The sequence below is a fragment of the Streptomyces sp. NPDC057280 genome (genome assembly GCF_042668605.1).
In the GTDB taxonomy this organism is placed as follows: Bacteria; Actinomycetota; Actinomycetes; order Streptomycetales; family Streptomycetaceae; genus Streptomyces.
In genome coordinates this window covers 29,135-53,909 of the sequence record NZ_JBHUYR010000011.1, presented here as the reverse complement: position 1 = coordinate 53,909, position 24,775 = coordinate 29,135, and the positions used below count along the sequence as shown (strand labels likewise).

The following is a 24,775-nucleotide window of genomic DNA, read 5'->3' as shown; positions in this document are numbered from 1 at the left end:
CCCCGTCTGTCGCCGACCTGGTGGAGCGACACTTCACCCGGCACGCTGGGGACCAGTGGTGTACTGCGCGGTCGTCCTGGAGCCGCACCTGTCAGGACGGCTGGCAAGTCTCCGCCACCGGGTTTGACGGACTACCGGTGCCGCGTTCGAACGTTTGAGATCCGCCGGAATGGTTGTGCCGCAGATTTTCCGGCCGAAGGACCCAGGGGTGTGGGGCGCCCTGTGGTCTCTCAGGTGTCCGCTGCGATCATGACGCTGTCTCCGTGGATCTCAATCTGGCGGGCGTACAGCCCCGTGGTCGCCGGGCCGCCGAGTACCGAGCCGTCCGCCATGTCGAAGGTGCTGCCGTGGCAGGGGCAGAGGATGGCCCCCTTGCTGATCGCACTCACCGGGCAGCCCGAGTGGGTACAGACGGCGCGGAACGCGTGGAACGAGCCCTGTTCGGGCTGGGTGACCACGATCTTCTCCTTCGCGATGATCAGGCCGCCGCCGACCGGGATGTCCGTTGTTCTGGCGATCATTCTTCGGGCGCTGGTGTCTCCGATGCTCTTTGGGGTGGTGGTCACGCTGGAGGTCGGAGTGACGTTCGCGGTCGCGCCGTGCGTGTCGGCGGTCGACGGGCTGGGTGAGGTCGGGCCACCGGCGTGAGCGTCGGTGCTGTTCCCCTGCCGTTCCAGGACTTTCCACGCCGTGATGCCACCGCCGGCGCCGGTCACGGCGACCGCAGCCATGGATGCCAGCGCCCGGCGCCGGGAGGGCCTCGCAGGGGTTGGGCTGGGCGGCGCAGTGGCAGGGGCGTCAAATGGTGTGGTGGTTGCTGCGAACGCCCCAGACGTTTCGGGCAGGGCGCCTTTCGGTTCTCTGAGGTGGCCCACGCTGGGGCCTCTCGGAGTCTTTGGGGTGCGGGGAGCCTGAGGAGCCGTCGGACCTGTGGCAGCGTTGCGGGCCAGGGCCAGCAGATCCGCCGTTCCGGTGCCGCTGCACACTGGCCGGGGAAGCCCATGCCGCACCGCCGTTCTCAGCAGTCTGCGATAGAGCTCGCCCAGGCCCAGCAACTCCGGTCCTTCGGGCACGCCGTCGCGCAGGAGCGTGATCAGCTCACCGGTGAACGCGGTGTGCGCTGCCCCGTCGGGCGCGAGGGCGACCCCGTTCGGCGGGGCGGAGGCGAGCACGTACGTTCCCTCGATGGCCGTCTGGATGAGTGCGGTCCCCAGGGCTGGGACGGCTCGGCCGCTGAAGCAGCAGTCAAGGATCACGATCCGGTTGTCCGCTCCGCACTGCGAGACCGCCTCCCGCAGTACGTCGTACTCCAGCCCGGTCACCCGCAGTTCTTCTGGATCCGTGTCCGCCATCGTCAGGTACAGCTCGCCCCGTGTACCGAGCAGCCCGTGACCGGCGAAGTACACCAGGAGTGTGTCCTCGGCCGCATCCGCCGCGTCCCGCAACGCGCGCCACGCCGTCCGCGCGTCGGCCGGATCCGGCACCACCGCGCACCGTGCGGCGGGGAACGACCCGGACACGGGGTCGCTGAGGACCGTTGTGAGGTCGGTGAGGTTGCCCCGGATCGCGGGCACGTCCCGGAGGGCAGGAGAGCGGTAGTTGCCGGTACCGATCAGCACGGCGTTCGATCGCACGGCGTCGGGCAGTCGCACAGTCAGAGGCTCAGCGGGCACAGCTCGCGAAGGTGCCGTCGGTGGACACCTGGCGGCAGTGGAGCTGGCCGTGGCAGGCGAAGCACGGCAAACACCAGCTGCAGGTCCGCGCCATCGACGAGACCGGCGAGGTGCAGACACGAACGGAGCAGGGGCCGCTTCCAGACGGAGCGACCGGCTGGCACACGATTGATGTCACCGTGGACTGAGCGGTGTCCCGAGGCTCCGAGGACAGACGGAGGCTGCACCCCAGGCGGCCGTCCTGCCGCTGGTCACGTGCCGAGGCCGTACGGGCTCAGTCGATCAGGGGAGTAATAGTCGTCGCACGGCCGTGAAGATCGCGGCTGAGGCTGTTGTCAAGTCAGCTGCGGCGGATGACGGTGAGCCGACCCTCCGCGAGCTTGGGCAGCCGACGACGCGGCACCGGGACAGGTGAGGCGAGCGACGCGGCGAAGGCGGCGACCAGGTCGTGGGGGACGCTGGGGCTGAAGCTCGCGCACCACAGGTACGGGGCGGGGCGCCAAGGACTGGCTCCGCCCATGCCTGCCAGCCGAGTAGCTCGGGGCGCAGTGCGTCCACATCGGCGAGCAGCCCCCGGACGCCTACAAGACCCTCATCGCCCTGTCGGCGGAGGCGGAGAAGGCCACCGCCGCAGCGGGCCTCGACCCTCTTCTGGTCGATCTGCTGAGGATCCGCACCTCCCAGATCAACGGTTGCGCGTTCTGCCTGCGCATGCACACCCACGACGCCCTCACGGTCGCCTTCGCCTTTGGCGGCGACCGGCCACTTCAGCCACGGCACAGCTCAGGCCCGACGTCCTCAACTCGAACCGCGGCCAGCCTCAGTCGGGGCGCACCGTCCCTGCCCATGCGTTCGCATGATGGCCAGCCATCATGTCCAGGGCCCCACCAGTTGAGCCGGGTAGGGAATGCCTTTCTCAGGTTCTCGGGAGAGTGGCATCATCGCCGTATGGCTGCTCGGCGAGATAGCGCTGCAGGCCGATGTGGCGAAACTGGTAGACCGTGCCGACTTGGCGCAGTACACCTCGGTGTTCGTGTGCGTCTTGGAGGAACGCCATCAACGACCACGGGACGCGGTTGCGCATCGCCAGGCAGGCCGTGGTTACCGCGAACTGCGGCCATGCCGTCTCCCTGAATCCGACATAGAACCCCCGCGCCAGTCCCGCGGCGAGCCCAATAGCCAGCCCGCCGCCGATGCCCAACGCCGGTATTACCCAGAAACTGCTCTTCAGGCCGAACCCCCAGACGCCCCAGGCCCCGAACCCCAGGACGTACAGCAGCATGATCTGGAAGAAGATCCAACGATCCTGCCGGACCGACTTCCCCGGCCCGACCTGGAGGGCAAGATCCACTCGCTCCAGTGTCAGCCTTTTGTTGAACCGATTCCAGAGTATGAAAGCGGCGACCAGGCCGGCCCACTGCGCGGCGCGCACGCCAACGAACTGTTGTACAGCGAACGCTGCCACGAGCGCCGCAACGAGCCCGAAGTGCAAGGCGGACTGGAAACGGGAGCTCGGGTACACGACGGTGGCCGCATTCATGAGGCCACCGGCGGAAGAGAACCCACACAGGAGGACGGCGCCCAGCATGCCGGCAAGCCCCCAGCCGAGCCCGGAGGTGAGACCGGAAACAAGGCCGACAACGACGGCGCCGATGAGAGCAGTCGTCAGCACTACGGCATTTTCTCGCTGCTCGGCAGGTGCCGCCGAGCGCAGTTCCCACCAGGCCAGGTCTGGGCTGCCACCGTGATGATCTTCCAGATGCCGGGCGAGAGTGATGAGCGTGTGACGGGCTTGCTGTGCTGACCAGCGGAGCCGCTTGTTCTGTGCGTCCCGGTCGTCGTAGACGGCTGTGATAAAGCGGCTGAACAGATGGCGCTCCAGTTCGGCGAGGGTGCTTAAGCGTGTGGTGTCGCACAACTCCTGCGGGTGCGGAGCTGGTTCGGTCGCGCCGACACGGGGCGGTGGGGCGTAGATGGTGCGCGCGAGGAACAGGCCCAGTGGCGTGCTCAACACCTCGCCGACGGGAGTGTCGGTACCCAGACATGCGATGACCGCATCCCATCGCTCGGCGCGGGGAAGACCGCTGCGCAAGTAGTCGGCGGCTGGACCAGGGGTGAGCGGTACCAACTGGATGCCGGCCGCACCATCGAGCCGCCTGGCATCCGGCCCAGTCAGAGCAGTGCGATAGGCGTCGGTGCGGCTTGCCAAGACCAAAGGCTGCATCCGCCAGGCCCTGTTGATTTGATGCAGGGCCACGGCATGCAGGGCCGGCGGAATTTCGTCGAACCCGTCCAGGAGCGGCAGAACAAGTCCGCGGTCCACCAATGCCTCGGCCCGGTCCAGCTCCCGCGACTCTGCGGACGCAGGATGCCTGAGGCTGACGTTGTGGTTGCGGCGCAGTTGCTCAGCCATCCACTCCTTCAGCCCCTGGTCGTGAGGGTTCCAGGAGGCGAGGGAAAAGAGCACCGGCACCGGTCCGCCGCTGCCCGGTGGCGCCAGTTCCTGCAGCAGACGCATCAGCAGCGCACTCTTGCCGGATCCGGGCCCGCCCAGGACCACCAGCCGACGAGTGGGCACCCGTTGAGTGAAGACCTCGCCAATCTGCGCGTAGATACCCTCCAGCCCCGCCACGTCCACCGGCCACGCGTGGGGATCTCCGGGCGGCCCACCGGGCAGAGCACGGGCGATCCTGACCACATCTGCCCAGCCTTCCACCAGTCCGGATTCCGCTGGACGCCAAGCAACCGGCAGCGCAGAGGACTCGATGAATTCACGCCGGGCGGCCTCGGCGCTCCACTCCCGCTGAACGTCTGCCGCCAATTCCTTCGCAATCAGGCCCAAGTCCTTTGCGGCTTCGGCATGCCGCGCACGGAACTCAGCCAAGTAGCCCAGAACGATCCCAAGCATCGCGGATGCTGCGGATATGACCGAAAGCGTCTCTTGTTCGTTGTACTTGAACCCCACCGCCAGTATCAGGACCGCTGACGCCGTCAGCAGCAGCATCCGACGCGCACCTTGTGACCCTTGGCCTATGCCCCCTGTACGCACGGTAAGTCATCATGCCGCACCTCATGTCGGCGAGGAGACCATTCGCGGCGAATGCGTCAGCGCGACCGGCTACCCGGAGTGCCTTTCGGCATGCTCGCGTGCCGGCATCAGACGCAGGCCCTGAGCCTGTCTCTCACCCTCCGACACTGTGGCAACTGACGATCATCGTTGAGATCCGGGCCTCTGATTCACTACGGAGATCCACATACCGAAATCCAACCCCACCACCCCGCCGCTTGACCGCAAGGCCAAGCGTCGCTTGGCCGTCATACGCCACGTCGACGAGGTCAGCGGGAAACCTCGTGATGTCCTGCTGGTATTTCGCGATCAGCGGACAGTCCTACTACACCTGCCCGCTATCAGGCCGAGGGCGTCGAGGGTCTACGCGCCCGTTCGCGGCGCCGAAGGCCTGCCCGAACGCCGTCTATGTCGAGGCGGTTGGAAAGATCATCCACCCGTGGCAGAACTAACCCTCCGGGCCAGAGAAGATCGCGATGTACCTCAAGCGGCACCACGACGTCACCATCAACAATTCCGGAGTCTGGCGGATCCTCAGCCGGCCGGTCATGGGCCGCCTGCCCGCCTCGCAGCGCTAACCGACCGCCGACGGAAGTGGTACGAGAAGCAGAAGCTGCCCGGACACCGCGTGCAGATCGGCGCGAAGTTCATCGAGCCGCTCGCCTCAACGCCCCCGGGACGCCGCGGCGGGCGGAACAAGTTCTTCCGATTTGCCGTCATCGACGATGGCACACGGCTCCGCGTCCTGCGCATCTCTCCGGCTCTGAACCAGACTACCGCCAATCACTTCCTCGACTACGTCATCGAGCGCCTGCCGTTCCAGGTCGAAATCATCCAGACCGACGATGGAGCCCCAGTTCCAGACCACGTTTCACTGGCCCGTCCTCGACAGTGGCTGTGTCGGGCGTTCCTGGGTGATGGTGTGCCAGCGGCGTTCGAATTCGGGAGTGTGCTGGGTGATATAGGTGGGGGTGATGGGGCGGTTGTATTGGCCGGTGATGTGGTGTGCCGTGCATTGGTGGGCGATGTCTTCGGCGGACGGGGCGGGGTGGTGGTTGCGGTGGGTTGCCCAGAGGTTGTAGATGCGCCAGTTGAGGAAGTGCCGGCGCAGGTTTGAGGCGCTGATGGGTGCGCCGCCTCGTCCGAGGAATCCCTGGCTGGCGAGGTGGGTGGAGAGTTGTTCGGGGGTGGGTTCGGCGCCGTGTTGGGCCTGGTAGTCCATCCAGTGCAGGTAGTACCGGTCGGTCAGGGTCAGGCGTTCGCTGGTGGGCGGCTGCGGGGCCGCGTTGATTCTGTGGTTGGTGGCATGCCGATCGTGTTCTTCGGGTGAGGTGCCGTCTCGCTGGCCATCAGCAGGTCTGGCAGGTAGGGGTGTTGGCGGATTTTGGTCGTTGCGCGCGGGGATCCGCTGCTCTGGAGGTTCTGTATCGGAGGCTGTTGGGGAGCGTGGGGGAAGGGTGCGGTGGATGGAATCCCTTGCCGCGCGCTTGGCGGGCGCACCATTTGCTGTCTGGTGGCTGGCCGGAGCGGCATCGTCGACCGGCTGCGTGGGCGTAGGGGCCGTAGCGTCCGGTGGGTCAGACTGCTGGCCCGGATCACGCACCGTCGGAGTTCCGGAGTCGTGGTCCGGTCGCTCGTACGGGCCCGGTTCGCCGGCTGGCACAGATCGTATGGCGTCGGGTGGATCGAAGTGGGGCCGGGCGATGCCCGTGGGTGCGACCGCTGTCTGTGTGTGGCTGGGGGCGGCGTTCTTCCTGGCGGGTTCGGGCAGCTGGTGGTCCTGCCGGTTCCACCAGGCCCAGTGCGTGGGGCTGGGCTCCGTGCGGGTGTCGGCGTTGAACGCCTGGTAAGCGGCGCGGAGTTGATCTGTCTGAGAGAAGGGGGTAGAGGGCTTCGGGCTGCGGCTGGGGTGGGTGGAGTACGCCGTTTCGGTGCTTGGCGGTGGAGGGGGGCTCGGTTGAGCGTGCCCCGGCCGTGGTTCGGCGTGCTCGCTGTTGCGAGGCCGTTGGCGGTCGTCCAAGGAGGCGGCCGGGGCAGGCTTGGGTGGTGCGCCGGATGCTCGGTCGCCGGCGGGGTTGGTGGGTGGTGGGGTGTGGGGGAGGGGGATGCCGTGGCGGGCGAGCCGGAGAGGGATGAGGGTGTGGACGGGAGCCTTGTGTCGCCAGGCGCGTCCGTACCGGCTCCGTAACCGGGCTTGGTAGAGCAGGCGTTGTCGTTCGAAGGCGAGGGCTTGACTGTAGGAGCGTTGTTCCCACAGCTTCATGCGCCGCCACAGCAGGAAGGTGGGCGCGGGGGCCAGGAGCCAGCGGGCGGGGCGGACGCCGTCCATGTGGGTGCCGGCGGCGAGGTGGGCGAGGCGGCCGATGGAGTGGCGGCCGGCTTCGATGGTGGTGATGAACAGCAGGGGGATGACGGCGTGCATGCCGGTGGCGAGGGGGTCGGGCCAGGCGGTGGCGGCGTTGAAGGCGATGGTCGCCGCGGTCAGCAGCCAGGCGGTGTGCCGGAGCAGGGGCAGGGGGATGCGGTGGTGGCTGAGGAGAAGGTCGAGAGCGAGCAGGACGCAGATGCCGACGTCGATGCCGAGGGGGAACAGGTAGGCGAAGGGGCCGAAGCCCTTGTCTGCGGCGAGGTCGCGGACGGCGGTGTAGGAGCCGGTGAACCCGATCCCGGCGATGAGCGCAGCCCCGCCGCTGATGGCAGTGATGGCGAGGCGGTGCCCCCGAGGTGTCATCGGGGTCGCCGTGCCGGTGGGCCCGGGTCCGGCCGATGCCTGGGCACCGCCGTGGCGCGCACCGGGGGCCGACCGCGGCGCAAGCCGGGTGGCGGAGCCGTGGGCGGTCTGCCGGAGGTCTGTCGCGTTGGGTGTGGTGGTCATGGTCGGCTGGCCTGGGTATGGCGGGCAGGGTCGAGGAGCGAGTTGATGAGCTGTTCGGTCTCCTGCTCCAGGGGAGAGTTCAGAGCGCGGTTGATGTGCTGGAGGCGGGTGATGGCGGTGTGGACGCCGTGCCGGTTGCCTGCAGCGTCCTCGACCAGGATCCAGTCCCTGTAGAGGAGTTCGGCCGTGCTGTCGCTGTCGATGCCGTGGGCGATGGCCTGTCGTGCCCGGTCGAGGTTGTGGTGCGGGCCGGGGCTCATGCGGTGGGTGGCGATGGTGTGGGCGATCTGGGCGATGGCGGTGGTCATTTCCTGCTGCAGGGGTTCGGCCCAGGGCAGGGGTTTGCCGTCGAAGGGTGTGCCGCGAACCAGTGCGAGGGCTTCCTCGAGTTGTTCGATGTCCGGGGCTTGGGTGCTCTCGTCTGGTAGTGCGTCGTGGGTGAGGTGCTGGAAGCGGGTCCAGTCGCAGGTGACGGTGGGGTTGAGGTGGTAGGGGTCGTCGCCGGTCTTGCGGCGGGGGACATAGGGCTGGCCGGTGGGGTCGTTGCCGAGGGCGGCGCGCAGTTGGTGGAGGCGGGCGTTGAGGGTGGTGGTGGACCAGGGGTGGGCGGGGTCCATGTCGGTGCAGACAGCGTCGGCGGTGCGGCCGGGTTTGAAATAGATCAGGGCGGCGAGTTGGGCGATGCGGGGGCCGTGGCCGGTGGCGTCGACGCCGTCGACCTCGACCGGCCCCAGAACCCGGATCTGCGGGGCGCTTTCGTCACGCTGCCGGGCCGCGTCAGCCCCCGGCGGCGCGATGCTGGCGCTGGCCATTGGGTGAGTGACGCTTTGTGCGGGGGGTGTGCCTGCGGATGCCGTCTCTGATGGATGCGTGGGATCGGTTGTTGCTGGGCGTAGCGTGCTGAGGAGGGCGGGAAACACATCTCTGTTGCCGTCATCGGGGGCCGTCGACGAGGTCGCGGTCCCGGGGACTGGCGATCCCTGGGGTTGTGACGAGTGGGCCTTTGGTGCCTGCTCGCTCTGGACGGGCGTGAGTTCGGCCTCTGGCACGGGATCTGGAGCGGTGTCTTGTCCGGTGTGGTGAGGTCGGGGCGGGTGGCTGGTGGCGGGCCCGAGGGCCGCGCTGATCTGCTGGTAGGCGGTTGGGGTGAGGCGTTGCAGGGTGACCCATGTGTCCAGAGGTTCGAGGTACTGCGCGCGGTTGTCCGCTGTGTCGAGGCTGGGTGCATCGGGGAAATGGGCTGCGGTGGTGTGGGCGGGTGCGATCAGGGTGAGGGGGCGGGGGGCGGTGGTGGTTGCCAGGTCGGCGAAGTGCCATGCGGTATCCGCACTCAGCGGGGCAGCACACAGGACCACCAGCGGGTGGTGGCTCGGGTCGGGTGACTGGTGTGCTTCCAGGAGCCGCTCGGTTGCCTCCCGTACGGCGTGCGCGCTGTCGGGTAAGGGGGTGACGGCTGGGGCTGGCAACAGGCGGTCGAGACCGTCGCCGCAGCCCACGGTGATCAGTTCGAGGCTGTCGGCCCAGGGGCTGGTGGTGAGTTCGACAGCGAGTGCGGTGCACACCTCGCGGACGTGTTCGGGTTCGCCATCCAGGAGCAGGGCGGGTAGTGAGGCGAGGTTGAGCAGGAGCAGCTCTTCGTTGCTGGTGGTGCCGAGGACGGCCAGGGCGGGGTGGGGGGCAGGCGCCTGGGCTGTGGTGTCCGCGTCCAACAGGTTGGCGTCGTCCGGCAGCACCCAGCGGCCATTGCGGCCGGCCGTGAAGGGCGCGGGTGGCTCGGTCGAGGGGTCCTCAGGCAGGACCCGCACCGTAGTGGTGCCGATGAGCGCGCCGCGCACCGCAGGCAGTCTGGTGGGTTGCGGGAGTTGGGCGTTGTAGTACGCCATGGTGCGCAGGGCGGCATCCAGGAGCATGACGCCCTCGAGCCCCTCCTTTCCTCTCGCCTCAGCTGAGGCGTCGGCGGGCTGCGAGTCCTTGTCGGTTGTGCGGTCCGCCGTCGAGCGCTGCCGGGCCTTGCGCAGGGCGAGAGCGGTGGTGAGGGCGACTGTCAGGAGTGCGGCGGCGCCGAGCAGGCTGTACAGGCTCACGGTGTGGTCGGATTCGGACGGTGCCGGCGGCTGCGTGTCGGAGGGGGTGCGGGACGGCTTGGCCGTTGCGGTGGGCGAGGTGGTGCTGCTGCTGGGCGGGGCAGTCGCGGACGGATTTGCGGGAACGGTGTCGGGCTGCTCGGCGCCGTCGTGGCCAGGCGTACGCGAGGCCGACGGCCCGGCGGCGTCTTGGTCGGGAGGGGTGGAGTCTTCGTCGGTGATGACGTAGTTCAGAGCGAGCGGGGTGGAGAAGAAGTCCAGGATGCGCTCGGGCGCGAGGCGGGCGCCTGGGCGTAAGGCCAGGGAGGGGGTCGGCGACGGGGCGTCGGATGCTGCTCGACTGTGGGCGGTGGCGGTGGTGCGCGTGAGGTCGCGACTTGCTCCCACGGCGCCGACCGGCACGAGGACCAGGGCGAGGGCCAGGACCAGGCGCAGGGCAATGAGCTGTGCTCGGAGGGAGGGCATACCGGTGCGCCTTATCCGGTGATGGTGATGGTGGTGGTGTCGAACAGGGGCATCTGGAAGCCGACATGGTGGGTGGTGGCGGGTGGTGCGGGGAACTGCATGAACACATCGGCTTTTTGGTGGGGTTTGAGGCGGGTCAGGCCGATGGTGGTCAGGGGGTTGCCGTCGGTGTCGCGCAGAACGTAGTAGCGCTTGTGGTGGACGAAGTCGATGAGGGTGGCGCCGGCCAGGGAGGGGCTGGTTCTGACGATGTGGTCTTCGGTGCCGCGTAACTGGGCGGGCACGGTGATGAGGACACTCGAGGTGTTGCGCAGGATGCCGCGCAGGGTGAGGTAGCCGCTCTGGTCGCGTTCGGCCGCGGTGAGGATCAGCATGAGGCCGGCCGGCCCGTCGAGTTCGGCCAGCGCCGTCGTCGTGCGGCCGGTCTGCGCGCGTGGGGTGCTGCTAGCGGTGTGGGCGGCGGGTGTGGGGGTGGGGTCGGACTGATCGGGCTGGGGGCTGGAGGGGGAGCTGGCGCAGCTGGCTGTAGTGAGGGTCAGGCCTGCTGTGATCGTCACGGCTAACAGGCGCCGGGTGAACCTGGTGGTGCCCAGGCTGGTCATAGCAACGCGTGTCCTTTCGGCAGGGAAGGGCGCTTGGTTGAGGGGCCGCGTGGCCGCGGGGCGGGCTGGCTGTCCGAGGTGTGGTCAGGGGTGGGGCAGGGGTGCGGGCCAGACGGTGATGACGTCGCCGTCGAGGGTGACGTGCTGATGAGGGAAGCGGTCGCGGACCATGTGGAGGTCGTCCGGGCCGAAGTCGGTGAGACCTTCGATGACGCAGGCGCGGCCGATGCGGGTGACGGCTCGGGTGGCCGGCGGCCACCGGTCCAGGCCTGCGGACTTCTCGGCAGGCTCACTGGTCCCGGTGTTCAACGCTTCTTTATTGCGAATGTAGCGTGTGATGCGGTTCATGTGGGGCTCCCTCAAGTGCGGCTTGGAGCATGCGTGATGCGCTGCTGAGCATTGAGTGGCGGAAGCGAATCTATTGTTCGCTCACGCAAATCTCAAGGGGTTTGGGATAAGTTACAAACCTGCGACATTCGACAGCCCCGCCACGGTCACCGCGGATAACCCCGTCCACCTGTGCCGTTCACCAGGCAAGGGCGGGCCTTGGCGGTGAAGCCCCAAGGCTGCACGCCACCGGCGCACGGCCGACCCGGTTCTGCTGAGCCGGCCTGTAAGCGCATCGGCCCGAGTGCCTCGGTGTTCGCCACTGCTGCTGTGCGAGGGGCACTTGAGGGCGCAGACGGCTACTTTGGGGTGGGCTGGTGGGGGGAACGGGAGGAGCGGTGAGCAAGGTGGCGCCGGTCGAGGCGACGGCAGTGGTCGGGGCGGGTCATTGGTATCCCCTGTTGTCTTTGGTTAGGCGTACCGGAGTGGTGGTCGCGAGGTGGCTGAGCAAGGCCTGAACGCGGGCTTGTTGGTTGGCGGCGGTGGCGGTGAGCTGGTTCAGGGGCTGGGCGCGGGCGGTGGTCTGTGCGGCTCTGTTCAGGGCGGGGATCCGGTGGGGGCGGGCTTGGTTGGCGAAGACGTCGTCGAGGTGGCATCCGGTCAGGCGGACGGGGCCGATGCGGCGTCCGCTGATGGTCAGGGAGGTGTAGTGCTCATAGCGGTCGAGTGCTGCGACTTCCGCGGGGTTGGGGGTGTCGCCCCATTCGGCGGTGATGGGGGCGATGGCGGTGGTGGAGCCGGTGGTGGTGGACAGGGTGGAGGCGTTCTGGGTCAGTGACTGCCTCACCGGGGTGGGCAGGCGTGCCAGGAGTTGGGTCATGCCGTGGACGCTGACGCGGTATTTGCGGAAGTCCTCGAACATGGCGGCGATGGTGTCCGGGGCGGCGCCGGTGAGGGTGATGAGTTCGTCGAAGTACAGCCGGAACGGGCGGCGCTGCTGGGTGGGGGTGTCACGGCGGGAGCGGACAGAGCGCAGCAGGTCGCGGGCGAGGAGTGCGGTGAGCATTCGGTCGGTGGGCCCGGTGCCGGCGGGGCAGATCCACACGATGAGGCCGTTGTCCATGGCGGCGCGGCTGTTGTAGACGCCGGCTGGCTGGCCGAGGAAGGCGCGGGTTGTGGGGTGGGCGGCGAGCCGGGCGAGGGGGTTGAGGACGACGGCGAAGGCGTCCGCGGGCAGGTGCGGGAAGACCGTCTGCCACCACGACAGGGTGTCCGTGTCGAGGCGGCTGGTGGTGGCGGCCAGGGCCGCGGCGCGGAAGTCAGGGTCGGTGAGCAGGGGTCGGATCTGGAAGAGGGTGGCCTGATCGTGGATCCGGCCGGCCTGGCAGGCGGCCTGGTTGATGGCCGTCAGGACGGTGAGGGCGGCGCTGAGGATGGTCAGCGCGCGGGGTGCGGTGGCGTCATCCCAGCCCAGGACCGAAGCGAAGGCGTCCGCGACCGACTCCACGACTTCGTGCGGGGCCTGCCCGTGCTGCAGGGCCAGCGGGTTCCACGAACTCAAGTGTGGGTGGGGGCCGGTGGTGTTGAGGTCGATGAGCGCGATCCGTCCCATCAGGTGGGAGTGGGCGAGGAAGGGCGCGGCGCGGGGCCAGGAGTCGCGGTGCGGGTCGAGGAACATCAGCGCGCCGCCGGCGTGCGCGTAGGCGATGGCCTGGGCGAGGGCACGTTCCGTCTTGCCGCCGCCGGCTTTGCCGACCGCGCACTCGAACAGGGTTTCCGCGGTGTGGGTGGCGACCAGACGGCGGCGTCCGTCGGGATGCTGGTAGATGCCTTGCAGCAGGAGTGCGGGGTCGCCGAAGCGGAAGGTGGGCAGCTCGGTGGCAAGCAGCGGCAGACGGCAGTGCACGGTGGGCGGTTTGAGCAATCCGAGGAGTTCCTCCAGGCGTACCCAGTTCGCCCTCGGCGGCCGGCACAGACCGAGCGTCCAGCGCTGTTCGAAGCCGCGGCGGGTGGGCCAGTGATCAGCGCCCAGACGCCACGGACCCAGCCGCAGCCCGCGCATCGCCCACCGGGAGCGGCCGCCGAACACATCGAGTGCGGCCTGGAGTTGGGCGAGGCGGGCCTGGGCCCGCCCTTCGGTGTTGGAGGCGCACATCACCAGCAGCTGGACGCGCACCAGGTGGTCGTCGGCGGCGAGTTTGCCCAGGGCTTCTTCCCGATCGACCCGTCGGGGCACGGGCGGTATCACCAGCCGTCGGCCCGGGCCGCTGTCCTTGCCGGTGACGAGCTGCCTGAGCTGGGTGGTGAGGGAGTCTTCCAGGCCGGCGGTGTCGTGGCGGAGCCAGCGGGCGGCCCGCTGCGCCTCGCGGTGCTCGGTACGGCGGGCGGCACTCATCAGCTGGGTGCGCCGTGCGCGCAGCGCCCACTTGGGCGCGCGCTGGAGGTCGAGGCGTAGTTCGGCGAGGTCGCCGAGCTCGGCGCGCAGGTCCGAGACCGCGTCGATGAGCGGCTGGAGCGGGTCCGGGTCCAGCGGCACTTCGCGCAGTGGCGCGGTGGGGGTGCCGCGCAGGACGAATTCGGCCCGCACTATGTGCGCGCGCGGGCCGTCGTGGATGGGGCGGGCTCGCTGGACGGTCACGGCGGGCCCGAACGGGGTGATGGACAGCAGCCGTTCGCCGCCTGCCGGGCCCTCGATCCGGTACCGCAAGGGCGTACTGCCATCAGCGCGCAGCCGGATCTGCACCGCCTTCGCCCGCCGCGGCACCCACCACGGCATCGCCGTAGAGGCACGGGCGAGCTGGACACCGCGGCGGAAGATCTCCTCCAGACCCGGGTCGAAGTGGCGGGCGGGGACCAGCTCCAGGGCCATCCGCTGCGCACAGGCGCGTGCGGCGAGGTGCCGGATGAGCCACTCGGCCGCGCCCCAGATACCGGCCACGGCCATCACCGGCACCCACCAGTGCCCGAGCAGCCAATCTGCCGCCTCCAACATCCCGGTCAGCAGGCCACGTGTCGGGCCGGCCGCCGACGTCGACGCAGAACCGGAGGTGTCGGTCAGGTGCCAGGCTGTCGCGGGGCCCATCCGGGCGCTCCTTCGGTGTGGAAGCAGGTGAAGTACCAGTCAATGAGGCGCAGGTCGGCCAAGGCGCTGCGGCGGTTCTCACCAGATGCACGACCGATCCCCGCCGCGGCTCGGCGGGCGGTCGTGGCCGCAATACGGAAGCGATCGGCAGCCAACGCCGGCGCCTTTTTGGGACGGGTCGCGGAAGACCGTGAGCCACGGAGCCGATGCCGGTGGCGTCCGCCCGCAGCTGGTCGCGATGTGGCGAGCAGCAACTCCCGCTCTTGGTCGGGCAGATCGGCGGGCCAGATGTTCCCGACCACGCCATGGATGAACGGATCCCCGGTCACGCCGTCGCCGCGCGGCACCAGCCTCGATGCGGCGCGCTCCGCAGCCACCGCTGTGCGCGTAGTGCCGGGGCTCGCGACGGCAGACAGGCCGCCGGCAGGCGAAACCGTCACCCTCGACCGACCCGCGGCCACAGCCCGCGGACCGGCAACGGAGGGAGCTGTGCCACTGCCGGATGCATCCGTGGCTATGAGTGCGGGCAGCACTGCCGTTGAGGCCGGTGGCGCCTTTGAAAACGGTGTGGACGGCTGCTGTGCGTCCGTCACCGCCGACAGGGCGATGCCATCGACGGCCATGCGGGTGCTCGACACCAGTGTGGACGGTGGGAAGTTCGTTGAGGATGCGCGCGAGGGATTCCACGGCCACCAGGCCCCGCGTCGGCGGACGACAGCGCGGTGACGTGCGGTGCGTGATGACGAAAGCCCGTACTGCGTGAGGTGGCTTTGCCCGCCGGCCACCCGGCAGCAGCGCGTTCGGTACATGGGCATCATGTCGATCCATCACCTGGACACCCTCATCTCTGCGTTGGAGGACCTCATGCGGGGTGGTGGTCACAGCAGGCGGGCTCCTCCCGCGTAACCGGACATGGCGGCCACGGCGTCAACGCGGACGACGGTGCCGGGACGGGCGGCGTTGATCATCTGCCCGTGGCCGAGGTAGATCCCGACGTGGTAGATCGTCGAATCCCGTCCAGGAACATGGGCGTAGAAGACGAGATCACCCGGCGTGAGCGCGCCGGTACCAAGACGGGCGGGGATGCGCCGGCCCACCCCGGCCTGCGCGGCCGCGGTGCGCGGCAGGCGCACGCCGGCCCGGGCGAACGCGTACAGGGTCAGGCCCGAGCAGTCGAAGCCCTTGACGTGTGCGCCGCTCTTGCCGCTGGGGGAGCAGCAGATCCCGTAGGAGGGACCCGTGGTGCTGCCTCCGCCCCACGAGTAGGGCACGCCCCGCTGGGCGAGCGCCGCCTCGATGACGGTGCGGACCGTGCCGGAAACGCCGCTCAGGCCCGGGTCGTTGGCGGCCGCCGAGTATTTGTCGACCCATCCGAGGACGTTCGCCAGGTATGCGGTGGAGTGGTTGTACTGGTAGATCGCCGCCTTCAGCTGGGCGCGTCGGGTCAGATCGCGACCGTCACCGCACAGGTAGATCGCAGCTCCGAGGGCGGCGTCGTCGGCGTTGTGCGGGTCAGCCTCCCGGTCGCCATTGGCGTCCGCGCCGACGGTGTTCCAGGTGGAGGGCAGAAACTGGAAGGGCCCGACGGCACGCTCCCCGGTGGCGGTGCCGTCCCAACGGCCGTGGTCGGTGTCCGGGAACGGGGTGGTGTTGCCGCCGGTCCCGGATCCGTTCAGGAGCACACCGTAGATGCGGGGGTGGATGTCTCCGCTGGCGGTGATGGTGTGGCCGATGGCGTGGTTGGACTCGATCTTGGCGACGGCGGCGAGGATCGGCCACCGCATGCCCCGGCACCTCGGCGCGTGCCGGCCGATCTGCTGTACGGCCTTCTTGTACGCGGTCAGCATCCGGGCCGGGATGTCTGCGGCGCTGCCGCCCTCGATGGCGTCCTGGCGGTCGGCGCCGGCCTGCAGTGCGGCGTAGGCGCTGATTGCAGTCGAGACCGGAGCAGCGCAGCAGACTGCCGCGGACAACAACAGGGCCACCAGGCAGGCCCACCGCCCTAAGTGGCGTCGGTGGGGCTTCACTCCTGCTCACCGCCTTCACCCTCGCGGCGGGTGCGTTCTTCGCTGCGCCGCAGGATCCGCTGGATCATCTCCCGTGCCTGCTCCCGCGAGGCGGGTCCGGTGGCGTCGGGCTGCATCGAGGGCCCGGAGGCGCGGCCGGGACGCACCCGCGGCGACGCGGGCGGCGGGGCTGGCGGGTTGGGCTGCGGTGCCGCCGGGCTCGACGCGTCACTGGCAGGCGGCCGGCCGGAGCGACGCCCGCGCCCGGACGCAGGCCGGGCCGAGGCCTGGGGCGGCCCTGCTGCGGGTTCTTGTCCAGGAGACGAACTTGCTGCGCCGGGCTGCCGGAGGCTTTCGGCCCGGCGCCGGGCTTGTTCCCGGGTGAGCGGGACTGCTTCTCCGGCTACCGCGGGGCCGGAAGGTGCCGGGGACGATGGCTGGGGCGTGGCCGTGGTGGGGGTGGGCAGGCGGCGGGGGGTGGTGAAGGGGCCGGGGCCGCCGCGGTCGTCGAGATGGTCGCGCAGGACCTGAGTGGTGTGCCGGCCCATGTCGCCCCAGGCCCGGCGGTCCTCGCGGCCGGTGTTGGCCCACACCTGCACTTGCTGGCGGGCGTCCTGGGAGTAGCGCGAACCGCCCTGCCTGGCCCGGCGGGCATTGGCCGGCAGGCCGAGGGTGGCGCCGTACAGGAGGCGGCCGCCGCGATGCAGGATGCGGTAGCCGCGGTAGCGCACGAGCCGGTTGTGGGCACGGGTGGACAGCAGGGTGCGGTCGCGGTTCTGGTCGTGCAGGACCTCGCCGGTGCGCCGGTCGACGATCTCCCCATCCTCGCCTCGGTAGCGGTCCGGCGGTCCGCCCGGCCGCCGCGGCCCTCCACCACCGCCTGCACCCCCACCGCCTGTGCCGTGGGGGCCGCCGGGGGGTGTGTCTGCGTCGGCGGTGGGCTTTTGCCACTGGGCGAGCTTGTCCCGGTCCGGGCGGCGGCCGATCAGCAGCCAGTACGCGCCGCGCGCCCCGAGCTGCGCCCCGCCGAAGCTCAGCCGGGCGCCGAGGCCGCCCGCGGCGGCGGCCGCTGTGACCGGCGCCAGTCCCCGTCCGGCTTCGGCGGTGGCGTCGGCGAGGATGCGGCCGGTGTCGACGGGCATGCCCGCCCCGTCGAACAGCGAGGCGAGCGCCCCCATCAGCCGCTGGCGGGTGCCCAGCATCCCGAATCGGCCCCCGCCGCCGAGGGCGCGCAGGCCGCCGCCGTAACCGCCGAGCGCGGTGGGGGAGTTCATGGCGAGGGCGGCGCCGAGTTCGGAGGTGTCGCCCGGCATATGGGTGCCGCCGATCTTCGCGTAGCGCATCCGCATGGCCATGCGCCGCCCGAAGGAGCTGATGCCGGTGAGCAGGCGGCGGTGCCCGGCCGCGCCAGCGATCGCCAGGACGTCGATGAGGAGGATGCGTTCGACCATCAGGTCGGGGCCGTCGGTGATGGTGGCGTCCACAGCGATGCCGAAGAACGGCACGAAGGCGCAGATGCCGACCATGGCGAGGATGGCGATGCCCCAGATGGACAGCCACTTCCACACCGACTGCCGCGGCGGGCCGGGCAGCATGGCCGCGATGAACGTCATCGCGCCGCCGGCCGCGGCCGCGGCGCCGATGCCCTGGGTGCCCAGCAGCACGATGGCGCTGGACAGCAGCATGCCGCAGATGAAGAACGCTGCGATGAGCAGGAGGAACGCGCCGCCCACCCGCCACCAGGTGGGTTTTTCGGCGTAGGCGGCGCACGCCTTGCCCACCTCGCCGGAGTTCTTTAGGTCCTCGAGGAAGGCGGCGAACTGCCGTGCCTCGTCGCTGAAGGCGGCACTGTCGATATCGGTGAGCGACTGGCCCGGCGTGAGCCCGACATCGCCAGCGCCCTCGGGGATGTCCTGGTCGGCGCCGGTGGCGTCGCGTTCGCAGTACTGCTTCGCGGGACCTTTGATCTTGCTGCAGTGGTCCTTGCGTTCCTCGCTGACGGGTCCGCTGCCCGCCTTGTAACCGCCGGTGATCCATTTGAGGTGGACGGCGTAGGCCTTGCGGTCGGAGGGTTTGCCGGGGTCGAGGATGCGCCCGTACTCCAGCAGCATGTACGGCTTGACGATTAGCGCGTTGGTGATCGAGTCCTGCAGCGGCCGGGCCACGTCGGTGGCCGCGACCGGTGCTGCGGCCTGTTCTTGGAGGCACTTGGCTTCCTGTGCGCCGGCCATGCGGTCGCAGGGGCTGAGGCTGGCGAGTTTGCCGCCCCAGTCGTAGGAGTTGACGCTCTCCTTCGCGACCTCGGCCGCCACCTGCTGACTCTGTCCGAGCGGGCCGTGTGGGGTGAGGAGGTAGTCGGGGCGGACGAATGCGGACGCGGCGAAGGCGGCGATGGTGAGGGTGAGGAAGATTTCACCCAGGCCGCGGCCGATGCGCCCCCGCACGATCATGAAGGCGGCGAAGATGAACGCCCATGCCAGCAGCAGCCCCTTCAGCCCGAGGCGCTCGACGACGACGGTGTTGTAGGCGTCGGCGACCCGCTGTGCGGGCTTGATGAGGATGGCCAGCAGGGGGAAGCGGAAGGCGAGTTCGATCGCCCACCCGGCCAGCCCGACCAGCAGCCGGATGACGGTGAACAGCCCGGACAGGGCGAACGCCAGGGACTGCGACTGGAAACTGAAGATCGAACCGCCCTGGGCGCCGAGTTCGTAGCCGTCGATCGGGATGCCCTCGCTGGAGGTGATGTTCAGTGGGGACAGCAGATCACCCGTGCCGCCATCGCCGGCGCCGGCCGCATACACGACCTGGGTGTTGACGATGACGAACACGACGGCCAGCACGAGGACCGTGACGGCCGGCCGGAGCCGGGGGCGGGAGCGGCGGCGCGGCTGGGGGCGGCGGGCCATTCAGCACCCACCTCGCGTACGAGCCTTGCTGCGGCGCCAGACGATCAGCGCGGCCAAGCCTGAGCCGATCGGCACCAGGCGCCACACCGCCCGCGCCACCTGGTGGCCGCTGGGTGTGAGCGGCCGCGGCGAGAGGGGGCTGTGGGTGTCCTGCTCGCAGTAGGTCCGGGCCGGGCCCGCGATCAGACCACACTCCTCGCGCCGTAGTGCTGGAGCGGTGGAGGTGTGGGTCGAGGTGGGGGAGGAGGCGTTGGTTCGCGGCCACCAGGGCTCGGGCTGGCCTGCGGTGAGGAACAGGGCGAGGAGGACGGCCAAGACGGCCATGAGGGTGATGAGGCTTGCCGCGGCGGCCAGGCGTCGGGCCCGGGAGACGAACGGCGAGCGTGTCGCAGACGGGAGGGGACGCAGGCTCATCGCGGGTGCTCCTTGGACAGGGCCACCCCGGCAGCGGTATCGGCCTCAGCGGTGGCCGGTGGGGGAGGCGGGGCGGGAGCGTGGGTGCGGGTGCCGGGGGTGGTGGTGATGGAGGAGGCGATCCGCGTGATGCGCGGGATGATCGCCTTGACGCGGCCGGTGTTCTGCCGCGGGCAGGCGAGCAGGAACTCGCCCTCGCGGCCCCGCTGGCCGACGGGGGACAGGCCGGTGGTGACCAGCCGCAGCAGTTCGGTGTCGGTGGGGTCGAGGCCGACGAATTCCAGGCCGCGGCGGGCGCGTTCACGGTCGGTGGTGCGGGCCAGGGCCCGGTAGGCCATCAGGCCGCGGTCGGGGCCGAGTTCGTCGGCGTCGTGGGATCCGGCGATGAGTCCGGCGCCGTGTTTGCGGCCGTCGTGGAGGATTTCGTGCACGAGGGCGGTGCCCTCGGCCGAGGAGGTCAGCCAGTACAGCTCGTCCAGCACGACGGCGGTGAACCGGCCGGGGTCCTCAAAGGCGCTCTGCCGGGCGAGCGCGGCGATCAGATACAGCACGGCCCGGCCGATCAGTGCTTCCAGGGGCTGCTGGTGGAGGATTTCGGGGTTGGCGAAGGCCGCCTTGGGCGGCAGCTTGAGCCCGGCTGTCGTGATCACGATCATGTCGCAGGCGCTGGAGGCATCCAGCCGCACCGGCGGCAGGGCGGCATCGAAGACCATCGCCGCCAGGGGGTTGGCGGCGACCACGTGCAGGAGTCCGGCGAGGGTGGCGGCCGCGTCCTGGCGCCGCCCCGGCTGGCTCTGGGCCATCTCCTCCAAGGCCTCCACCACGCGCTGCATGGACGGTGTGTCACTGGTGGCGGCCTGTTCGACGGCGTGGTGGAGGACTTCGCCGTGGGTGCTCATCGGGCCGATGCCCAGCTGCAGGGTGAGATAGGACAGGGCGTAGTGATGTGCCTCAGGGCCGTTGAACATGCGCAGCGGGTCGATGGACACGGCGGCGCGGGCGGCGTCGATGATCTGCACCCGGCTGCCCGCGGCGGCGCGGGCGAAGGTGGCCCATTCGCGCACCGGGGTGCGGTCGATGCAGATGGCGCAGCCGCCGCGCGCCCATACCGCCTCCGCGATGAGCTTTTGCAGCACGCTCTTGCCGGCGCCGAGATCGCCGACGATGCCCATCGAGGCCGAGGCGTCCTGCTTCGGTGCGTCCGCCACGTTGATCATGACGGGGCGGGTGGTGCCGCAGTCCAGATCGATGCCGAGGAACATGCCGTTCGGATCACCTACCTGAGCGGCCGTGAAGGCCCCGGACAGGGCCCAGTCCTCGGAGACCTGGTGCTGGGTGAATTCCCGTACCGTTCCCGGTCGGACGGTTCCGGGCAGGCCGAGGGTGAACAGGGCTTCCTGCAGGCCCGCTGGACGCACGGCGCGGTAGTCGGCGCCGGCCAGCAGCGCGCCAAGAGCCCGGGCGCGGGCATCGCAGGCAGCGGCGGTCGGACCCCACACCGTCAGCACGGTCACCGACTGCACCTCCACCTCCACTCCGGTGCGCGACAGCCGGGCATCCAGCTCGCCCAGATCACGGGCGGCCTCGGCCAGCGAGGCGGGCATGCCGGTGGGGCGGGCGTCGTACTGGTCGGCCTGGTCGATGAGTTCGTTCTTCTTGCGCTGCACCTGCGCGCGTGCCTTCTCCGCGTCCACCAGGGTCAGGTCGATGGTGTAGTCGACGGGAAAATCCAGGCTCTCCAGCTGCGCGAACAGATCCGCCGCGCTCTGGCTGACGGCGGGCGGGCACTCGGCCAGCACCAGCTGCGCCTGGTAGCCGGTACCGGTATCGGATTCCATCTGCAGCCAGCGCCGCGCCAACGGTGAGCTGGCCTGGCGCCGCCACCACGCTGCACGCCCCGACCGCGTGATCCGCGCGCTGCCGTCGAGGCCGTCTCCGTGATCGACGCCGGCATCGAGGCCGCCTTCCTGCAGGCGGACCTGGCCGAGGTCGGCATAGCTGGGGGAGCGCAGCACCCCGCGGTGCAGCTGCCCGTCGAAGAGGCTGCTGCTCTCTGCCTCCGCCAGCAGTGGTTCGGGCAGGCCGCGGTGCAGGGCGTGCTGGATCATCCACACGATCTCCGCCGCACGGGCCGGACGGAAAGCGATGCCGCCGGCGAGTGCCGCCTGGACCTTCGCGGCCTGCTCGCGGTACGCGGTCACCTCCCGGCGGGACACCGGCGCCGTCCTCAGGCCGAGCAATGGCGCGAACTCCGCCCACACCGCACCCACTTGGGCCGACAGTTGATGGCCGCGAGACTCGGGTGCGAGCGGTACGGCCAGCCACAGCGTGCGCCGGTGCATCTCCTGCTCGTCCAGCAACTCCAGGGCGGCCTCGACGTTCTCCACCCACGGATGCGGGCCCGTGCCAGGCTCCTGTGTGGCGGGCTCGATGCCCTCGATCATCTTCAGCGCGATCTCACCCGGGTCGACCTGCGCGCACAGCCCGAACAACCGCGGCGTCCCGGCGAGCGAGCGCACCAAGTGGGTGATTTTCGCGAGCTGTTCCTCGCGGACCGCGGCAGGCACATACGTGCCCTGCACGCTCTCCTCTGCCTGCCCGTCGGTGTCGGGGCCGGGGTGCAGGCGGTAGATCGCCCAGACGCTGCCCTGCACCGACCACAGCAGATGCCCGGCGATGTGCCGGATCGGAACCCTCACCCCACACCCCCGCCCGGCATGTGGGTGGCGAGCAGGAGCCGTTGCACCCCTGACGCCGGGGCCGGCGTCGGCCGATCGGCAGCCGGCGTCCGGGGACGGCGCACGGAGGGTCCGACCGCACGAGCCCGTCCCGCCTTTGGCCGTGATGCCGCGGCCGCGCGCCGCCGGGCGGTGCGGGACGGGGCCCGGTGCGAGGCAGGCCGTGGTCCGGGCGCGCCCTCGATGGTGAAACCGCCGGTCAGGGTGCGGGGTTGGCGGTCGCGGGCGGCCCGTCCGCCGATCCGCCCGCCGCGGGGCTGGCAGCCCAGCAGCACGAGGCCGAGCGCGGCCGGCAGCGGCGCCCGGCCGCAGATGGTTTGCCGGCGTACCGCCCAGACGGCCAGCAGCCAGACCACCACCGGAAGAGGCCCCAGCCACGACCAGCAGGGGACGGTCTTGAACAGGATGAAGCCGCCGCCGACCGCGACCGCCAGCTGCGCTGGCGTATACGGGCCGAGGGGAATCCTCCAGTCGGCGACCTTGCCCAGCACCCAGGGGTGACGGCGGGCTGAGGTGTAGTAACGGCCCACCCGCGGCGCGCTCACCGCGCCCGCCCCGCTCACAGCCCGCTCCCTGCAGACAGTGTGTGGCCGTGCGGGGCCGCCAGTGGTGGGGAGATGATGCCGGGGACGGCGGGCGCACCCTGGGCGGGGTTTTTCACCTCGTCTTCGAACATGTTCGCCAGGTCCTCGCGCGAGTTGTACAACCCCAGCGCGACGATCATCAGCAGCAGGGCACCGATCCCGGCGCGCACGCTGACCTTCTGGACCATGGTGATGAAGACCAGACAGGTCAGCCCCGCCTGCAGGCCGAGATCGCCCCAGCGGTGGAACATGTTGATCCACGCCTCGCCGACGTCGTCCAGCTTTCCCGCCAGCACACTCCGGTCCGTGTTCATGACCGTGTACCCCCGCCCTGGTCCGTCGCGGAGGTGAGCGCGTCGACTTCCCACCGCCCGGAGCGGGCCGTGAGGGTGAGCTCGTAGGTCAGCGGCCACCGCCCGGTGGTGTCCTGGGCCACGGCTGTCGCCTGGATGTGCACCCGGGCGCCGTCGCCCGGAACCTCATCACCGGCCGCGGCCTCTTCGATCGCCGAGATCTCCCGCGCTGTGACCGCCGAGAACGGGGCGGGCGAGACAGCGGTGAGACGCACACCGGGAGCCAGGTAGCGGTCCACCTCACCGGCACCCGTCAGATAGGCGGCGAGGAACTCGCCCACAGCGCGGGTCAGTTCGCCGTCGCCGACCGGGACCGTGTAGGGAGATTCGGGCGGCTCGGCCCGGCTGGGGCCGGCAACTACGGCAGGGGTGCCGGTCACCGCGAAGGAGGAGCCAGCCGTGTCGGCGGTCACGGGCAGGGTGAAGTAGCGCACGACGCCTTCTGTGTATTGCGCAGCCGTCGTCACCAACCAGGCACTGGCGCCAGTGTGCGCACTGCGCACCGTGGTGACCGATGCGAGTGTCGGCTGCGCATCGGTCGCGGGGTCGGGCAGTTCGACGTCGGGCGCCATCGACTGCGCAAGCCGCGCCTGCGCGGACGCCGTGTCGTCGGCGCTGCTGCGCAGCCACGCGGTCATGAACACCTGCGCATAGCCGGCCGGGTCGGCGGGCACCGCCGTGACCGATTGCGCAGCAGCCGATCGGTCCTGCGGGGCCGCGACGGTTGCGGTCGGGGGCGAGGTGACGGCCACGGCCAGGGCGACCGGTCCGGCCGCGATGACCGTCCACACTGCCACCCGCGACAGACGCACCCGGCGCCGCATCGCCTCCAGGCGGGCGCCTGCCGCCATGACGGTAGCGCCTTCCTGCGTGGGCGAGGCGTGCCTTCGGTGAGGCATGGTCAACCTCCTGGTTCGGAACGGATGTTGCTGGTGAGGACATCCGCCGACCCTGACCAGACCATCGACCAGGTCAGGCCGACCACGGTCACGATGAGGACACAAACGGCGTGGTCAGCCCGTGGTCAGCCTGACCACCTCCTGACCACGGGCAGTTGCGCAGCGGGTGAGCCGGCGCGGCTGCGTGTCTGCGCAGCGGAGCGTGCGTAGGCGCGGGTGGGGCGGCGTCGGTATGCGCAGTTGTTCGGACGTGCGCAGGGAAGTGGTGCGCAAGGCTGCGCAGGCATGCGCATTCGGCGCGCCGAGGCCCGTCCGGTGCTGTGCAACGACGTGGCCCCGACCATTGCGCACCCCTTTCGGTTGCGCAGCCCGTGTTGCGCATCGGGTCTGCGCGATGCTGCGCAGTCAGCTTGCGCAACCGGGCCGAGCCACGGCGTGGTCAGGGGCGTGGTGGGCCTGACCATGCCCTGACCATGGCTGAGCACCGTTGATGGTGCTCGGATTGTGACCGTGGTCGGCCTGACCTGGTCGATGGTCTGGTCAGGGCCGCTGGATGCCCTGGACGGCATGGACCTCGCCTGCGCGTGCGCACGGAAATGCTCTGACCGCTTCCCCCTCCACGGCATGCAGTACGACCTCGTTGCTGCTGTCTCCATGACGTGCGGGGGAGCGTGGTGAGCCTTGGAGCAGGGATCCGTCG

Annotated in this window: 16 protein-coding genes and 2 pseudogenes; 2 read left to right on the top strand and 16 right to left on the bottom strand. The window is 70.1% G+C overall.

Annotation, left to right across the window (positions count from 1 at the left end; all coding sequences use genetic code 11):
* Positions 1 to 230: 230 nt before the first annotated feature.
* On the bottom strand, positions 231 to 1,652 hold the full coding sequence (locus tag ACFUO4_RS39040; RefSeq protein ID WP_383494136.1) for a Rieske 2Fe-2S domain-containing protein: 1,422 nt from the start codon (positions 1,650 to 1,652) through the stop codon (positions 231 to 233).
* Between the two features lie 41 nt (positions 1,653 to 1,693).
* Here ACFUO4_RS39040 and ACFUO4_RS39035 point away from each other — a divergent pair, with 41 nt between their 5' ends.
* Positions 1,694 to 1,861 (top strand): hypothetical protein, encoded by a 168-nt coding sequence (locus ACFUO4_RS39035; protein WP_383494133.1) that lies wholly within the window; start codon positions 1,694 to 1,696, stop codon positions 1,859 to 1,861.
* Between the two features lie 152 nt (positions 1,862 to 2,013).
* Here the strand turns inward: ACFUO4_RS39035 and ACFUO4_RS39030 are convergent.
* Positions 2,014 to 2,219 (bottom strand): annotated as a pseudogene (locus ACFUO4_RS39030) (DUF317 domain-containing protein); the annotation flags it as partial.
* 12 nt (positions 2,220 to 2,231) lie between these two features.
* Here ACFUO4_RS39030 and ACFUO4_RS39025 point away from each other — a divergent pair.
* Positions 2,232 to 2,393: pseudogene (locus tag ACFUO4_RS39025) on the top strand (carboxymuconolactone decarboxylase family protein); the annotation flags it as partial.
* 196 nt (positions 2,394 to 2,589) lie between these two features.
* On the opposite strand, the gene ACFUO4_RS39020 reads toward ACFUO4_RS39025, so the two are convergent.
* The 14 genes from ACFUO4_RS39020 to ACFUO4_RS38955 form a co-directional block, all read right to left on the bottom strand.
* Positions 2,590 to 4,677: an NACHT domain-containing protein gene (locus ACFUO4_RS39020; protein WP_383494130.1), complete on the bottom strand. Its 2,088-nt coding sequence runs from the start codon at positions 4,675 to 4,677 to the stop codon at positions 2,590 to 2,592.
* A gap of 727 nt (positions 4,678 to 5,404) precedes the next feature.
* Positions 5,405 to 5,608, bottom strand: coding sequence for a hypothetical protein (locus ACFUO4_RS39015; protein ID WP_383494127.1), 204 nt, complete (start codon positions 5,606 to 5,608; stop codon positions 5,405 to 5,407).
* Positions 5,609 to 5,611: 3 nt separating this feature from the next.
* Complete coding sequence (locus ACFUO4_RS39010) at positions 5,612 to 7,615, bottom strand: DUF2637 domain-containing protein (protein ID WP_383494124.1); 2,004 nt, start codon at positions 7,613 to 7,615, stop codon at positions 5,612 to 5,614.
* Positions 7,612 to 10,164 (bottom strand): hypothetical protein, encoded by a 2,553-nt coding sequence (locus ACFUO4_RS39005; RefSeq protein ID WP_383494121.1) that lies wholly within the window; start codon positions 10,162 to 10,164, stop codon positions 7,612 to 7,614. Before ACFUO4_RS39005 ends, ACFUO4_RS39010 begins: the two co-directional genes overlap by 4 nt.
* A gap of 11 nt (positions 10,165 to 10,175) precedes the next feature.
* Positions 10,176 to 10,721 carry a hypothetical protein gene (locus tag ACFUO4_RS39000; RefSeq protein WP_383494118.1) on the bottom strand — a complete coding sequence of 182 codons (546 nt, stop codon included), beginning with the start codon at positions 10,719 to 10,721 and terminating at the stop codon, positions 10,176 to 10,178.
* A 129-nt stretch (positions 10,722 to 10,850) separates the two neighbouring features.
* Positions 10,851 to 11,114, bottom strand: a complete 264-nt coding sequence (locus ACFUO4_RS38995; protein WP_383494115.1) for a hypothetical protein — start codon at positions 11,112 to 11,114, stop codon at positions 10,851 to 10,853.
* Positions 11,115 to 11,538: 424 nt separating this feature from the next.
* Positions 11,539 to 14,175, bottom strand: coding sequence for an ATP/GTP-binding protein (locus tag ACFUO4_RS38990; protein ID WP_383494112.1), 2,637 nt, complete (start codon positions 14,173 to 14,175; stop codon positions 11,539 to 11,541).
* A gap of 878 nt (positions 14,176 to 15,053) precedes the next feature.
* Positions 15,054 to 16,148, bottom strand: coding sequence for a C40 family peptidase (locus tag ACFUO4_RS38985; protein ID WP_383494109.1), 1,095 nt, complete (start codon positions 16,146 to 16,148; stop codon positions 15,054 to 15,056).
* Between the two features lie 50 nt (positions 16,149 to 16,198).
* Complete coding sequence (locus ACFUO4_RS38980) at positions 16,199 to 19,087, bottom strand: hypothetical protein (protein WP_383494106.1); 2,889 nt, start codon at positions 19,085 to 19,087, stop codon at positions 16,199 to 16,201.
* Positions 19,088 to 19,501, bottom strand: a complete 414-nt coding sequence (locus tag ACFUO4_RS38975; RefSeq protein WP_383494103.1) for a hypothetical protein — start codon at positions 19,499 to 19,501, stop codon at positions 19,088 to 19,090. It lies immediately after the preceding gene.
* Positions 19,498 to 22,200, bottom strand: a complete 2,703-nt coding sequence (locus ACFUO4_RS38970; protein ID WP_383494101.1) for an ATP-binding protein — start codon at positions 22,198 to 22,200, stop codon at positions 19,498 to 19,500. The genes ACFUO4_RS38975 and ACFUO4_RS38970 overlap by 4 nt, the downstream gene beginning before the upstream one ends.
* On the bottom strand, positions 22,197 to 22,802 hold the full coding sequence (locus ACFUO4_RS38965) for a hypothetical protein (RefSeq protein WP_383494099.1): 606 nt from the start codon (positions 22,800 to 22,802) through the stop codon (positions 22,197 to 22,199). Before ACFUO4_RS38965 ends, ACFUO4_RS38970 begins: the two co-directional genes overlap by 4 nt.
* Positions 22,799 to 23,137 (bottom strand): hypothetical protein, encoded by a 339-nt coding sequence (locus tag ACFUO4_RS38960; protein ID WP_383494096.1) that lies wholly within the window; start codon positions 23,135 to 23,137, stop codon positions 22,799 to 22,801. The genes ACFUO4_RS38965 and ACFUO4_RS38960 overlap by 4 nt, the downstream gene beginning before the upstream one ends.
* Entirely contained in the window at positions 23,134 to 24,075 is a 942-nt protein-coding gene (locus ACFUO4_RS38955) for a conjugal transfer protein (protein WP_383494093.1), read from the bottom strand. The genes ACFUO4_RS38960 and ACFUO4_RS38955 overlap by 4 nt, the downstream gene beginning before the upstream one ends.
* Positions 24,076 to 24,775: the final 700 nt, after the last annotated feature.

Coding starts and splice junctions, on each gene's coding strand:
- ACFUO4_RS38990 (WP_383494112.1), bottom strand. CDS start 14,175: ATGGGCCCCGCGACAGCCTGGCACCTGACCGACACCTCCGGTTCTGCG.
- ACFUO4_RS39020 (WP_383494130.1), bottom strand. CDS start 4,677: ATGCTGCTGCTGACGGCGTCAGCGGTCCTGATACTGGCGGTGGGGTTC.
- ACFUO4_RS38980 (WP_383494106.1), bottom strand. CDS start 19,087: ATGGCCCGCCGCCCCCAGCCGCGCCGCCGCTCCCGCCCCCGGCTCCGG.
- ACFUO4_RS38960 (WP_383494096.1), bottom strand. CDS start 23,137: ATGAACACGGACCGGAGTGTGCTGGCGGGAAAGCTGGACGACGTCGGC.
- ACFUO4_RS38955 (WP_383494093.1), bottom strand. CDS start 24,075: ATGCCTCACCGAAGGCACGCCTCGCCCACGCAGGAAGGCGCTACCGTC.
- ACFUO4_RS39010 (WP_383494124.1), bottom strand. CDS start 7,615: ATGACCACCACACCCAACGCGACAGACCTCCGGCAGACCGCCCACGGC.
- ACFUO4_RS38975 (WP_383494103.1), bottom strand. CDS start 19,501: ATGAGCCTGCGTCCCCTCCCGTCTGCGACACGCTCGCCGTTCGTCTCC.
- ACFUO4_RS38995 (WP_383494115.1), bottom strand. CDS start 11,114: ATGAACCGCATCACACGCTACATTCGCAATAAAGAAGCGTTGAACACC.
- ACFUO4_RS39005 (WP_383494121.1), bottom strand. CDS start 10,164: ATGCCCTCCCTCCGAGCACAGCTCATTGCCCTGCGCCTGGTCCTGGCC.